The following is a 14,180-nucleotide window of genomic DNA, read 5'->3' on the forward strand; positions in this document are numbered from 1 at the left end:
CGTCACCGCAGCCGGTGCATGAACGCGGCGGGCCGGCTGTCCACGAACGCCTCGAACCGGGCGCGGTCCTCGGGCGGCATCGTGACCGCGTAGTGCTGGTTGATCAGCTCCTTGCGGTGCGGGTCGTCCGCCGCGGGCAGTTCGTCGCACCGGTCGCGGGCGAACGGGCTCTGGAGGAAGTAGGTGAGTTCCTCCAGCCGGGCGAGCCCCGCCTCGGTGTAGCGGACGCCGCGGCCGGCCCGGTCGACCTCGATCAGGTCGAGGTCCAGCAGCGCGTTGAACGTCTTGCCGTAGATCTCGTCGAGGTCGACTCCGAACCGGGCCTCGATTTCGAGCAGATCCTCCGTCTTGACGTTGGCGAGACCGAAGATGACCTTGCGGCGGGCGCGTTCCGCCTGGTCGTAGACGCCCATGCGCCAGATCGCCGGCTCCCCGGCGTCGATGCGCCGCTGGTAGTCCTTCTCGTTGCAGAAGTTGAAGTACTGCGCGGCCCAGTCGTCGCCGTTGAGGTAGCCGAAGCCGGAGGCGCCGAAGCCGAGCAGGTTGACGCACTCGAACTTGTCCGACTGCTGGGCGGGCCGGACGCTCGGGTGGTGCAGATAGGAGATCGGGCCCTCGACGTAGCCGCGCTCGCGCAGCGTGTTCCGGGCGAACAGCCACATCCGGTCCCGCTCGCGGGCGTCGTGGAACACCTCCGGCTCGCGCCGGAACTGGGCGGAGATCGCGTCCGTCTCCCGCATGATCACCGGGAAGACGTTGACGACCTTGACCTCGTCGATGGCCATGAGCGTCTGGAGGGTGCGGTCCAGGCTTTCGTACGTCTCGTGCGGGAGTCCGGCCATCAGGGCGGTGATGAAGGAGGTGTGGCCCTCCTCGATGCAGATGTCGATCAGGCGCAGGTAGGCGTCGAGCGAGGAGCGGGGCCGCACGATGTAGTCGAGCGTCTGCTTGTTGCCGCTCTCCAGGTCGATGACCAGGTCGGTGAAGCCGAAGTCCCGCAGGATCCTGAGCTTCTCGCGCAGTTGACGCTCGTCGTAGTCCTGCGGGTAGATCTCGATCTTCACTTCCGCGTCGGACCGCAGGCTGAGGTGCTCGCGGACGTTGCCGAGGAGGGTCACCAGCCGCTGGTTGCTGATCAGTGACGGCGTCCCGCCGCCGATCTGGAGCGACCGGGCGTCCAGCGGCGCCCCGAGGATCCGGTGGTACAGGGCCATCTCCGCCTCTACCCGGCGCAGCGCCGCGTCCTCACGGTCGAGCAGGCTGCCGCTCCCGGTCGGCTTCTTGTAGAAGTGGCAGAAGGTGCACAGGTACTCGCAGTACGGGAAGTGGATGTACGTCTCGAAGGAGGAGCCCCGGAGCGTACTGACGGTCCGTTCGACCTCGGCGGCGGTGACCGGGGTCATCGCCCGGAGCGGGTAGTAGTGCGAGATGTAGTAGAAGCCGTGGAAGGTGCGGCGGATGCCGTGCTCCTCCAGGGACGTCAGCCGGTCGAGCAGGCCGTCGGTGCCGGCGATCCGCGCGTCGAGGTCCGCGTGGCGCGCCGGGACGACCGGGTGCGCGGGCCGGGGGGAGGGGAGGCCGGGGTTCAGTGGATCCGTCATGAGCTCATCCGTTTCGTCAGCGAACGTGATGGAGCGAGTACGGGGTCCCGTGCCGGGCCGGGCGGTCCGGGCAGGACGAACCAGCCGCCGAGGCGGGTCGGCGGGGAAAAAAGGGTGGGTGCGGACCGTGCCCGCGGCCGTCAGGGGTAGCGGAGCCCCATGGCCGCCTTGACACGGTCGTACGTGGCCGCGGCCTTGGCGCGGGCCCGGTCGCCGCCTTCGTGCAGCATCGCCATGACCTGGGCGGGGTCGTCCGCGTAGGCGCGGCGCCGGTCACGCACCGGGCCGAGGAACGTCTCGACGGCGTCGAGCACCGCGCGGCGCAGCGCGTCGTCGCTCAGCACACCGGAGCGGTAGCGCTCTTCCAGCGCGTCGACCTCGGCGGAGTCCGGATGGAACTCGCGGAGGTAGAGGAAGGGCGGGCTGACCGCGGGGTCGAACTCGCCGTCGGGCGTCCCGGTGAGCCGCGTCGCCATGCCGAGGATCTTCTCGCGCACGGTGTCCGGGGCGTCGGACAGATAGATCGCGTTGCCCAGGGACTTGCCCATCTTCGGGCGGCCGTCCGTGCCGGGCAGGCGGCCCATCGGCGGGACGACGGCCCGCGGGACGACGATCACCGGCCCGAAGCGCTCGTTGAACGCGCGGACGAGGTGCGCGGAGAACTCGACGAGCGGCACCTGGTCGGTCCCGACGGGGACCGAGTCCGCGTCGAAGGCGGTGATGTCGGCCACCTGGCTGACCGAGTAGGTGAACATCCCGGCCGGCGCGTCGTCGCCGAAGCCGCGCCGGGAGACCTCCTCGTTCTTGGTGGGGTTCTCCAGGATGTACGACGCGGACACCAGGTTCATGTACAGCGTGGTGAGCGCGGCCAGTTCGAGAACCGTGGACTGGATGAACGGTGTGCTCAGGCGGGGGTCGATCCCCGTCGCCAGGTAGTCCAGACCGACCTCGACGACGTTGCGCGCGATGGAACCGGGGTCGTCGATGTTGTCCGTCAACGCCAGGTGATCGGCGATCATGATGTACTGCTCGCCCTGGCCCTGACACGCGAGCCGGTTCCGGATCGAACCCACGTAGTGCCCCAGGTGCATGGGGCCGTTGGGACGGTCTCCGGTGAACAGGACGCGTGCCGATGATCTTTCGCCCGACCCCAACATGCGGCTCCCCCTGCCGTGTCGTGATGCATGGCGCTGCGTGATCCGTCATATGCAGCTAACGCACAATCAGACAAGCATTCCGCATGTTTCGCGTCAAGCCCTTCGGGAAGTGAACTCGCCCTGTATCAAGCACAGTTGGCGGGCGTCCCGCATGGTCCGCCCAAGGGCCCGTGTCATCGCCGCTCCTCACCGACGAGCCGCGGCTCCCGCCGCCGGTTGTCCGCCACCGCACCGGCCCGCCGCGAGCCCGGCGAACGCCCGCGCGCCTCGGCCTGAAGCGACGAGCCGCCGAGTCCGCTGCCACTTTGCCTAGTCTTTACCTGGTCGCCCATCGACTTCATTTGCCTGCGGCAACCAATTAAGCTTACGGTTGCCTCAGGCAACGAACTTGGAGGTGTGATGGCCGAGCAGGCGCAGTACGAGGAGCTGGCGCGTCAGCTCAGCGCCATCGGAGCCGTGAAGCGGGACATGGAGCGGATACTGCCGTCCGACTGTCCGGCGGGCTCGGCCGCTGTGCTGACGCTGCTCGGCCGCCACGGCGACATGCGCATGAGCCGGCTCGCGGAGCTGCTCGCCGTGGACCTGTCGGTCACCAGCCGTCATGTCGCGCAGGTCGCGGACCGCGGCTGGATCGAGCGCTCTTTCGACCCCGCGGACAAACGCTCCCGGATTCTGCACCTGACGGCACTCGGCCGGACCCAGCTCGACGAGCTGTCCCGGCGCGGTGCCGCGCTGCTGGCCGAGCGGCTGAACAACTGGTCCGACGACGACGTCAGCGGGCTCATCCACTCGATGGCGCGGCTGCGGGCGAGCTTCCGTGACTGCCGTTTCACCGGCCGGCCGACGCAGGCCGCAGCGGAATCCGCCGCTGACCGGACCACCCGTACACCCGCATAAGGAACGTAAGTAAAGGAAGCTGATGGCAACGACCACACCAGCTGGTGTGCGGGCTCACGCCAAGCGTGCGGGAGGCTCCCCCGGGAGCGCTCCGATGTCCCACCGGCAGATCATGGAGGCGCTCTCCGGGCTGATGCTCGGCATGTTCGTGGCGATCCTTTCGTCCACGATCGTTTCCAACGCACTGCCCAAGATCGTCGGCGACCTCGGCGGCGGCCAGTCCGCCTACACCTGGGTGGTCACGGCCTCGCTGCTGTCGATGACCGCGACGACCCCCCTGTGGGGCAAGCTCGCCGACCTGTACAGCAAGAAGGTGCTCGTCCAGATAGCGCTGGTCATCTTCGTCGTCGCGTCGATGACGGCCGGCCTCTCGCAGAACCCCGGCATGCTGATCGCCTGCCGCGTGGTCCAGGGCATCGGCACCGGCGGTCTGTCCGCGCTGGCGCAGATCGTCATGGCCGCGATGATCTCCCCGCGTGAGCGGGGCCGTTACTCCGGCTACCTGGGCGCCACGTTCGCCGTCGCGACCGTCGGCGGCCCGCTGCTCGGCGGTGTCATCACCGACACCTCCTGGCTGGGCTGGCGCTGGTGCTTCTACGTCGGCGTGCCGTTCGCTGTGATCGCACTGATCGTGCTGCAGAAGACCCTGCACCTGCCCGTCGTGAAGCGTCAGGTGAAGGTCGACTGGGCGGGCGCTTTCTTCATCTCCGCCGCGGTCTGCCTGCTGCTGGTCTGGGTCACCTTCGCCGGTGACAAGTACGACTGGATGTCGTGGCAGACGGCCGCGATGCTGGTCGGCGCGGTCGCGCTCGGCGCGCTGTTCGTGCTGGTGGAGGCCAGGGCCAGCGAGCCGATCATCCCGCTGCGGCTGTTCCGCAACCGCACCATCACCCTGTCGTCGCTCGCCTCGCTCTTCGTCGGCGTCGCGATGTTCAGCGGCACCGTCTTCTTCGCCCAGTACTTCCAGCTTGCCCGGGACAAGACCCCGACGATGTCCGGCGTCCTGACGATCCCGATGATCGGTGGTCTCTTCGTCTCCTCCACCGTCTCCGGCCAGATCATCACCCGTACCGGTCGCTGGAAGGGGTGGCTGGTCACCGGTGGCGTGCTGGTGACGGCCGGTCTGGGTCTGCTGGGCACCATCCGGTACGACACGGACTACTGGAAGATGGCCATCTTCATGGCGCTACTGGGTCTCGGCATCGGCATGATGATGCAGAACCTGGTGCTCTGCACGCAGAACCAGGTGGCCCCGAGCGACCTGGGCTCCGCCAGCTCCACGGTCACCTTCTTCCGCTCCCTGGGCGGTGCGATCGGCGTCTCCGCGCTCGGCGCGGTGATGGCCAACCGGATCACCCACTACGTCAAGGACGGCCTCGCCGGCCTCGGCCCCAAGTACGCGCACCTCGCCTCCGGTTCGGGCTCCGGCGACTCCATCCCGGACATGGACAAGCTGCCCGCGCCGCTGCGCACGGTCATGGAGACCGCCTACGGGCACGGCATCGCGGACGTCTTCCTGATCGCGGCGTGCATGGCGTTCCTCGCCTTCGTGATCACGCTGTTCATCAAGGAGGTCCCGCTGAAGACCAAGGGCGCGCTGGCGCAGGACGCGTCGCCCGGGTCGGAGCAGGCCGAGGCACCGGCCACGGCCGCCGCCGAGGCTCCCGCCCCCGGGGAGGAGAACGTCCCGAGCCGGGTGGCGGCGACCACCGGGACCGCTCTCGAGGGCTCGGCCCCGCGGAATCCCGCGGCCGTCGCGGCGGTGGCCGCGTCCGGCGAGTCCGCGCCGATCGGCGGGGTTCCGGTGCGCGGCTTCGTCCGGGGCGCCGAGAGCGCGCCGGTGCCTCAGGTCGCGGTCACGCTGATCTCGCTGGCCGGCCGCCAGCTGGGCCGGTCGGTCTCGCAGGCCGACGGTGCCTACGCGGTGGACGCGCCGGGTGCCGGCTCCTATGTCCTGATCGCCTCGGCGGACGGCTTTCAGCCGCAGGCGTCCACGATCGTCGTCGACGGTGAGCCGGTGGCGTACGACATCCTGCTCAGCGGCACCAGCGGGCTGACCGGTGTGGTGCGGTCCGTGGAGAACGGGCTGCCGGTGAAGGACGCCATGGTGATCGTCACCGATGTGCGCGGCGACCTGCTGGCCACCGGAACCACCGGTGAGCCGGGCGATTTCTCCTTCGCCGAGCTGGTGCCGGGTGCGGTGACCGTCGCGGTCAGCGCCACCGGGTACCGCCCGCGGGCGCTGCCCGTCGAGGTGGGCGGCATCGGGGTCACCCGCGTCGAGATCGACCTCGACTCCGGCGCGCAGCTCCAGGGTGTCGTCCGCGCCCCGCACGGGCCCCTCACGGACGCCCGCGTGACCTTGGTGGACGCGGCGGGCAACGTGGTCGGCACGGCCACCACCGGCACGGACGGGGCGTACGCCTTCACGGACCTGAGCACCGGTGAGTACACCGTCATCGCGACGGGCTACCCGCCGGTGGCGACGGCCCTGAGCGTGGTCGGCGACGGTGTCGACGACCACGACATCGAACTCGCCCACCCCGGCGAGTAAACCGAATCCGGCCCGTGGCGGGGCGTGCTCCGAGTGGAGACGCGTCCCGCCGCGGGCCGGCTTCTCGTGAAGTGAACTCGCCGGGCGTCCCGCACGGTTCGTGGCGCGACGCGTCAGCCGGCCGGGTGCGGTGCGCATTCTTCGGCCACCCACTTCAGGTACGCCTCGGAACCCCCGGTCACCGGCAGCGTGATCCACTCGGGGACCTCGTAGCCGTGCCGCTCGGCGACCCAGGCCGCCAGTTCCGGCAGCCGGTCGGTGGTCGTCTTGTACGAGATCCGCCACTCCCGGGCGGTCTCGACGGTCCCCTTCCAGCGGTACACCGCGGTGAACGGCGGGTCGATGTGGGCGCAGGCCGCCAGCCGGTCCTCCACCGCGCCGCGCGCGAGGGCCTGCGCCTGCTCCTCGTCGTCGACGGTCGTCTGCGCGATCACGATCTCGGTCATGCGACTGCCCTTCCAGGCCGGGTGCGGGGGCGTACGACCCTATCCACCGGCGATCCGCTCGCGCGCCCCCGCCGACCGGCCATCCGGCCGGGTCAGGAGCCGTACAGCTCGGTCATCGCGGTGATCTTGCCGTCGCCGCCCACGGCCACGTCGAAGTAGTTCTGGCCGTAGCAGTCGCTGGTGTCGGCCTTGGCCGTGTCGGTGTCCTGCGCCGTGCCGTTGACGCAGACGCGGATGTGCTGGAGGCCGCCCTGGGCGGCGGTCGTCCTCCCCGACCCCTTCTCCTTCATGTGGAGGATCGTGATCGGGGTGTCGCCGGACTCGACGACGTACGCGTGCTCCTTCCCGTTCGCCTGGTAGAAGGCGCCCTCGTCGGAGTTGCAGCGCTGCGTGGCGTCCTTGGTGGTGAGCGTGTTCATGGCGCCGGAGACGCTTTCGACCAGGACGTACTTGTGGCCTGGGGCGAGGGTCGGGCAGCCCCCCTTGGCGCCGGGGCTCGCCGAGGCGGCCGGCACGGCGCTGTCGGCGGCGCCGGTGTCGTCCGGCTCGCAGGCGGTCAGGGTGAGCGCGGCACAGCCCAGCACGGCGATGACCAGGGCGTGACGAAGAGACGGCATGTTTCCCCCGAGATGAACGCAGCCGGGCACGGACGGCCCGGGCGATGGCAGACAAAGCGGGCCCAAGATCGACCCGAGCCAGCACTATATAGGCATGATCATGACGAGTCGGAGCCGGACTCGCCGTGTTCCGGGGGCAGTTGACGACCCTGCCGTCGGCGGGAACCCGACCCTGGACGGATGCGCCCCCGGCCGCCACGACCGTCGAGGCGCCGCGCTCCGCTGCCGGACGGGTGACCGCTCCTGGCGAGTCCAGGGTGGCGCCATCCCGCGAACCGTTACTCTCCGCTGTCGAATGATCGCATTTCGCGAATGTCGCACTGCTGGTCGACAGGCTGAGGAGACCTGACCTGAGATGAAGAACCGACCACGCCTCGCCGCCCTCCTGGCGGGGTGTCTCACCGCACTGGCCGTGACGGTGGGGGCCGCGCCCCCGGCCGCCGCGGCGACCGTCATCCAGGTCGCGCCCAACGGCACCGACACGGCGGGGTGCGGCACCGTGGCCGCGCCCTGCGCGTCGATCCCGTTCGCCTACGACGAAGCGGCGCCGGGTGACACGATCAGGATCGAGGCCGGCACCTACGTGATGACCACCCCCCTGGTCATCACCAAGCCCGACCTGCACTTCGAGGGGGCGAAAGCGGGTGTGGACGCCCGTACCCGTACGCCCGGCGGCCCCGGTGAAACGGTGATCACGACGCCCGCCGGCTCCCAGCTCCGCCTGGACACGTGGATCGTCCGGGCCGACGGAGTGTCGATCGACGGCTTCACCTTCACCGGCAACGCCGGTGGCGCGGGAGTCTCCACCAGCGAGAACTTCAGCGGTTACGTCGTCCAGAACGACATCTTCACCGACAACATCAAGGGATTCGCCCCCTCGTCCAACGGCGCGATTCCCTCGGTCTTCCGGCAGAACTACTACGTCGACAACAACAACGCCACGCTCACTCCCGGTGCCCAGGGCAACGGCGTCTTCACCTACCGGCCGCTGGCCAACGCCGTGTTCGAGGACAGCAGGTTCCAGGGCAACCAGAACTCGCCGCTCAACATCTCCGGCGGTGAGGTGGCCGGCGGGACGCACGACATCACCATCCGCCGCAACGAGATGCCCGGCGAGTTCCCCGTCGTCCTCGTCGCGCTCTCACGGGTCGTCATCACGCAGAACAGCATGGTCGGCGGCTTCAGCGGTGTTCAGGTGTCCGGCGCCTGCCATGACATCGAGATCACCCAGAACACGATCACGGACAAGACCCACGGCGCGGTCCTGCTCTTCGCCGGATTCGCGGCGTTCACGAACACCGGTATCACCGTGGCGGACAACACCTTCGAGCGGACCGCGTCGGTCGCCGGCCGCTACGCCCTGGAGGTCTCCCGGACCAGCGGCCTGACGGTGCGCCACAACCGCATCGCCGACACCGGCCAGGACGCCATCGGCTTCACCACGCGCGGCCAGGCCGTGCCCAGCTCCGACGCGACGATCACCCGGAACACCATCATCAGGTCGGGCGGGTCGGGCATCGTCGTCCAGGACGGCGCCTACACCGGCACGATGACGGTCCACAACAACCGGATCGTCGACAGCGGCTCCGGCAACGGCGTGGTCGACAACGACGCCGCCGCGCACATCGACGCGATCCACAACTGGTGGGGCTGCAACCAGATGCCGGACGGCGCCGGGTGCGACCACCTGGCCGGTACCGCGGTCGGGGAGATCGCCTTCCGGCCCTGGCTGGTCCTGACGATCCACTCCGTGCCCGCGGACATCGCGGCCGGGCAGGAGGCTCAGATCACCGCCGGCCTGAACCACGACTCCGACGGCAATCTCGTGCCCGGTCCGTTCTTCGACCCGGTGCTGACGACCTTCAGCACGAACGTCGGCACGGTGACCCCCAACCCCGTGCTGACCGACGCGGCGCTGAACGCCACCACGACCTGGCCCGCAGGCCAGCCCCGGCCCCAGGAGATCTGCGCCACGATCGACAACCAGACGGTCTGCCTGAACTTCCCGCCCGCGACCGAGACCGGCTCCATCATCGTGAAGGTCGTCACCGAGAAGTCGAAGACCCCCGTCAAGGGCGTCGAGGTGAAGGTCGTCGACGCCGGCGGCCAGACCGTGGGCACCTGCACCACCGACGCCGCCGGCACCTGCGACGTCCAGAACCTCCAGCCGGGCACGTACCGCGTCTGTGTCGTCAGCGTCCCTCACGGCGCCCACCGGCCCGGGAAACCCTGCACCGGCCCGGTGACCGTCGTCGCCGACGAGGAGACGACGGTGGTCATCACCCTCCCGAAGTGCGAGCACCAGAAGCCCGAGCACCAGAAGCCCGAGCACCAGAAGCCCGCGTACGGGAAGCCGGCGTACGGGAAGCCGGGGTACGGGAAGTCCGTGTAGGGGAGTCCGCCGTCTTCGCCGGGACGGCGCGGTGGGCGCGTTCGATGCTCTGGCCCCAGTAGGTTCCCGCGACCATGAGTACGGCGCCCAGGGAGGCCCAGAGGGTGAACCGTTCGCCGCCGAGGCCGATCCCGGTGGCGACGGCCCAGATCGGCTCGGTGCCCAGGAGCAGGCTGGCCCGGCTGGCGGAGGTGCCCTGCACCGCCCAGGTCTGGGCGAGGAAGGCGAACACACTGCAGAACAGGGCGAGATAGCCGAGCTGGGCCCAGGTGGCGGCACCGCTGTGGGCCAGGTCGGTCAGGTGGGTGGCGGCGGCCGGCAGGAACAGGACCGTGCCGACGACCGTCTGGACGTTCGTGAGGCGCATCGGGTCCATACGGCGACCTGCCGTGAGCCGCCCGACGAGCGCGACGTGACCGGCCCGGACCACGGCGGCGGCCAGCATCAGCACGTCCCCGAGCCGCGGCGCGTGCAGCCCGGTGCCGGCGGTGAGCAGCCCGACGGCCACCACGCAGAGGCCGGCGGCGAGGAAGAAGGCGCGGGGCAGCCGACGGCCGCCGACGCGGTCCAGCAGCGGCGTCAGCACGATGGTCAGGCTGATGATCAGCCCGGCGTTCGCGGCGCTGGTGTGCGCCACCCCGTAGGTCTCCAGCACGAGCACGGCCGCCTGGGTGACTCCCAGCAGCGACCCGACGCGGAACTCCGCCCGGCTCCAGGGGCGTTCCGGGCGGCGGACGGCGGCCAGCGCTCCGCAGGCGAGCGCGGATATCGCGTACCGCGCGAAGAGCACCGCGGTGACCGGGAGCACGGCGGTGGCCGTCTTGGCCGCGAGATAGCTGGAACCCCAGACCAGCGCGACCAGCAGAAGTACCGCATCGGTACGGCGGGCGACGTTCATGCCCCCACGCTGCCTCACCAGCACGTTGAAGGCCAGGACCACTTTCTACAACGAACATGTAGTGGCCCTACATCGTCGGCCCCTACACTGCCGAGGTGGACGAACGGCAGCTACGGATCCTGCGCGCACTGGGAGACCTGGGCAGCGTCAGCGCCGTCGCCGAGGCGCTGCACGTGACGCCCTCCGCGGTCTCGCAGCAACTGCGGCTGCTCCAGCGCTCGATCCCCGTCCCGCTCACCGAACGCGCCGGCCGCCGGGTCGTGCTGACCGACGCCGGGCACGCCCTGGCCGCGGCGGCCGTCGAGGTGGAGCACGCCATGGCACGGGCCCGGCAGGCCGTCACCGAATTCGCCGGGCAGCCCGACGGTGACGTGTCGGTGGCGGCGTTCCACAGCGCGGCCTCGGCGTTCTTCCCGCTCCTGCTGCGCGGCCTCGCCGGCCCGCGGAGCCCGCGTCTGGCGCTCGCCGACGAGGACGTCGCGCAGGACCGGTTCCCCGCCCTCACCCGCGACCACGACCTGGTGCTCGCCCATCGCCTGGAGCACGCCCCGCCGTGGCCGCGCACCGTGACCTCGGCCACGCTGCTGCGCGAGCCCCTCGACGTGGCCCTGCCGGCCGGCCATCCGCTGGCCGCCGAGCCGGTGCTGTCCCCCCGGGACGTGGCGGACCAGCCGTGGATCACGGTCCACGAGGGCTTCCCGCTGATGGCCACCATCGAGGCCATCGCCGTCTTCGCCGACCGCCGGCTCGACATCGTCCACCGGATCAACGACTTCACGGTGGCCGCCGAGATCGTGTCCGCGGGCGGCGGCCTCGCGCTGATGCCCCGCTGGACCGCCCCCGCGCACCCCGACGTCGTCCTCAGACCGCTGAGCGGAGTGCGTGCCCGCCGCCACATCGACGTGCTCCACCGGCCCGAGCGCACCACCCGAAGGGCCGTCCGGACGGTCCTCGCCGAACTGCACGGCGCCGCCGCCCGGATCCAGGACCGGGACACCCGGCACACCGCCCGGTGATCGCCCGCGCGATCACCGCGTGGGGCCGGCCGGGCTTCTGCGCACCCGCCACAGCCACCCGCAACCGGCCAACGGGAGTGCGAGCAGCAGCACGTTGACGACGATGAGTGCGGCCGTGCCGAGGCCCGAGGCGTGCACGGCGGTCACGGCGACGACGGCGGGGAGGACGAACACGACCAGCGCGCCGAGGTCCTTGTGCGTGCCCGTCCACCAGCCGCTGGTGCAGAGCATGACGACGCCGACGAGGCGGACCACCGCCGCCGCCAGGGCCGAACCGCCGTGGTTGAGCAGCTCGTTGACGAGCGCGACGGGTATCGACAGGGCGAGCGTCACCAGCGGGGTGACGGGGCTGTGCGGCCATCCCCTGCGCACGGGTTCGTCCGCGGTCCCGGCAGCGGAACCGGCGGCCCCCCGCCGCCGGTGCCGCGGGAACCGGTCCGGTACCACGAACGCGAAGGGGGCGCGGGGTCCGTCCGGACCCCGCGCCCCCTCGGGCTTGGCTCAGCTCAGTTCAGCTCAGCGGCAGCGTTCAGTGCTGCTTCGTCCACGACGTGACGTAGCCGTCCGCCGGCGAACCGACGCCCGTCACGTTGTCGTAGCCCTTGGTCGCGGACAGCGAGCTGTCCTTGCCCAGGCTGCGGACGGAGTAGAGCAGGCCGTCGGTGTCGTCCACGCTGTTGGCGTAGTCGACACGGACGACGGCCAGGCCCTTGCCCGTCGGGTTGTCCGTGACGTCGTGGAAGACGCCCGTCTTGCCGTACTTGGCGTAGATCGACGGGTTGGCGAAACCGATCGCCTGGCCGCCGCGCGCCTGCTGGGCGAGAGCCTGGACACCCGCGATGGTCGGCGCGGCCAGCGAGGTGCCGCCGATGCGGTACTCGCTGTACTGCTGGGACCCGTCGGGGAAGGTCTGGGTCTGGCCCACCAGGAAGCCGGTGTTCGGGTCGGCGATGGCCGCGATGTCCGGGACGACGCGGTTGCCGGAGGCGTTGTTCTGCTTGGCGAGTGCGTCCGGGACGACGCCCTTCTGGTAGTACGGCTCGGCGACCGTGCTGCTGGTGCCGCCGCCCGCGCCCGAGGTGAAGGCGCCGGGGAAGCCGGCCCAGCTCTTGCCGTCGGCCGACAGGGTCGCCTTCTCGGTGCCCCAGCCGGTCTCCCACAGGTACTTGTCGCCCTTGCCGACCGCGAGGGAGGTGCCGCCGACGGCGGTCACCCAGGCGGAGTTGGCCGGGGTGTCGACCTGCTTGGTGCCGGTGTTGGCGACCTGGTCGCCGTCGTCACCGGAGGAGAAGTAGAAGCCGATGCCCTGCACCGCGCCCAGCTGGAAGACCTGGTCGTAGGCGGCCGCGAGGTCCGGCGTCTGGTTGGCCTCGATGTCGCCCCACGAGTTGGAGACGATGTCGGCCAGGTGGTTGTCGACGACCTTGCTCAGCGAGTCGAGCAGGTCGTCGTCGTAGCAGGAGCCCGCACCGACGTAGGTGACGTCGGCGTCCGGCGCGACCGCGTGCACGGCCTCGACGTCGAGGGTCTCCTCGCCGTACCAGCCGGAGGCACCGCACTCGTCGGTCTTGGTGTAGTTGGACGGCAGCACCTGACGGAGCTGACCGCTCTTCCACGCCTGGTCGCCGTTCTTCGCCGCGTACTCGGCGGCGTCCTTGGCGATGGTCGGCGAGGCGTAGGCGTCGGTGATGGCGACGCGGACGCCCTTGCCGGTGTACGCGCCGGCGCCGTAGGCCGCGCGGAGCTGCTTGCCGGTGTAACCCTTGACGGCGTACGGCAGCTTCTGGCCGTACGCCTCCGGCAGCGTGCTCGCGGTGTTCGAGCCGTAGTACGAGGAGAACGGACCGGCGTTCTTGAACACGGCGTCCGGCGGCGGCAGCTGGTCGTCGTGGTTCGCCTTGTGCGGAGCGCTGTCCAGACCGGTGACGGTCAGGATGGTGCCCTTGAGGCGCGCCGGGACGGAGGCCGTCTGCGCCGGGGCGCGGTAGGTCTTCGAGCCCTTGGCGAAGTTGTGCAGCTGGGTGCCGAAGGCCTTCTCGACGGAGGCCACGTCACCGGAGACGGCGACGTAGTGCGGGGTGACCTCGGTGACCTTCAGACCGACCGACGTCAGCCAGGTCTTGACGGCGGTGACCTGGGCCTTGGTGGCGCCGAAGCGGACCTGGGCCTGCTTGGGAGTCAGGTACTTGCCGTACAGGGGCGAGCTGGGGTCGGACACGGCCTTCGCGTAGGCCGCGAGGGCCGACGCGTTCTTGCCGGCCAGGTAGACCCGGGCCTTGACCTGGGCGCCGTTGTTGGTGGCGCCCTTGTCCGCCTTGGCCGTGGCCCACAGCGGCTTGGTGCCCTTCAGAGCGTTACGGGCGGGGCTGTCCGCGGCGTGGGCCGCGGGTATGCCCAGCGCCAGCGCGCCGGCGATCATGGGCAGCGCGGCTGCCATGCTCACGGCGCGCGTCTTGGCGCGGTTGGATCTCATAGAACCCCCTGCGATGCGATGCGCATGCACGTAGTAGGTAGGTACATCGCGGTTCCGGGCCGGCCGGCGGCGGTGGTGAACGGCCGGCGAATGGATCACACGATGGGGGCCACTCTGACTGATGAACCG

The 14,180-nt window shown here is 70.4% G+C and carries 11 protein-coding genes; 4 read left to right on the plus strand and 7 right to left on the minus strand.

The window, feature by feature from the left end:
• Window positions 1–2: 2 nt before the first annotated feature.
• Window positions 3–1,601 carry a radical SAM protein gene (locus AB0927_RS17840; RefSeq protein ID WP_366668540.1) on the minus strand — a complete coding sequence of 533 codons (1,599 nt, stop codon included), beginning with the start codon at window positions 1,599–1,601 and terminating at the stop codon, window positions 3–5.
• Between the two features lie 140 nt (window positions 1,602–1,741).
• The gene (locus AB0927_RS17845) at window positions 1,742–2,758 is read right to left on the minus strand and encodes a tryptophan--tRNA ligase (RefSeq protein ID WP_366668541.1); all 1,017 of its coding nucleotides are present in this window, start codon (window positions 2,756–2,758) and stop codon (window positions 1,742–1,744) included.
• Between the two features lie 399 nt (window positions 2,759–3,157).
• On the opposite strand from AB0927_RS17845, the gene AB0927_RS17850 reads away from it, so the two are divergent.
• On the plus strand, window positions 3,158–3,655 hold the full coding sequence (locus AB0927_RS17850) for a MarR family transcriptional regulator (protein ID WP_366668542.1): 498 nt from the start codon (window positions 3,158–3,160) through the stop codon (window positions 3,653–3,655).
• A 22-nt stretch (window positions 3,656–3,677) separates the two neighbouring features.
• A complete protein-coding gene (locus AB0927_RS17855) occupies window positions 3,678–6,209 on the plus strand; it encodes an MFS transporter (protein ID WP_366668543.1) in 2,532 nt (843 codons plus the stop codon).
• Window positions 6,210–6,322: 113 nt separating this feature from the next.
• Here the strand turns inward: AB0927_RS17855 and cutA are convergent, their stop codons facing one another.
• Together cutA and AB0927_RS17865 are read right to left on the minus strand one after the other, a co-directional pair.
• A complete protein-coding gene (cutA, locus tag AB0927_RS17860) occupies window positions 6,323–6,655 on the minus strand; it encodes a divalent-cation tolerance protein CutA (protein WP_366668544.1) in 333 nt (110 codons plus the stop codon).
• Window positions 6,656–6,747: 92 nt separating this feature from the next.
• Entirely contained in the window at window positions 6,748–7,272 is a 525-nt protein-coding gene (locus tag AB0927_RS17865; protein WP_366668545.1) for a hypothetical protein, read from the minus strand.
• A 355-nt stretch (window positions 7,273–7,627) separates the two neighbouring features.
• Between AB0927_RS17865 and AB0927_RS17870 the strand changes: the two genes are divergently transcribed.
• Window positions 7,628–9,664 carry a right-handed parallel beta-helix repeat-containing protein gene (locus AB0927_RS17870; RefSeq protein ID WP_366668546.1) on the plus strand — a complete coding sequence of 679 codons (2,037 nt, stop codon included), beginning with the start codon at window positions 7,628–7,630 and terminating at the stop codon, window positions 9,662–9,664.
• Here AB0927_RS17870 and AB0927_RS17875 read toward each other — a convergent pair.
• Window positions 9,552–10,562, minus strand: a complete 1,011-nt coding sequence (locus tag AB0927_RS17875; protein ID WP_366668547.1) for a DMT family transporter — start codon at window positions 10,560–10,562, stop codon at window positions 9,552–9,554. The genes AB0927_RS17870 and AB0927_RS17875 overlap by 113 nt on opposite strands.
• 95 nt (window positions 10,563–10,657) lie before the next feature.
• On the opposite strand from AB0927_RS17875, the gene AB0927_RS17880 reads away from it, so the two are divergent.
• On the plus strand, window positions 10,658–11,578 hold the full coding sequence (locus AB0927_RS17880; RefSeq protein WP_366668548.1) for a LysR family transcriptional regulator: 921 nt from the start codon (window positions 10,658–10,660) through the stop codon (window positions 11,576–11,578).
• 12 nt (window positions 11,579–11,590) lie between these two features.
• Here AB0927_RS17880 and AB0927_RS17885 read toward each other — a convergent pair whose 3' ends face one another.
• Complete coding sequence (locus tag AB0927_RS17885; RefSeq protein WP_366668549.1) at window positions 11,591–11,950, minus strand: hypothetical protein; 360 nt, start codon at window positions 11,948–11,950, stop codon at window positions 11,591–11,593.
• Between the two features lie 157 nt (window positions 11,951–12,107).
• The gene (locus AB0927_RS17890) at window positions 12,108–14,051 is read right to left on the minus strand and encodes a S53 family peptidase (RefSeq protein WP_366668550.1); all 1,944 of its coding nucleotides are present in this window, start codon (window positions 14,049–14,051) and stop codon (window positions 12,108–12,110) included.
• Window positions 14,052–14,180 lie beyond the last annotated feature (129 nt).

Origin of the sequence: Streptomyces sp. NPDC048106, from assembly GCF_040706415.1 — a bacterium.
In the GTDB taxonomy this organism is placed as follows: Bacteria; Actinomycetota; Actinomycetes; order Streptomycetales; family Streptomycetaceae; genus Streptomyces.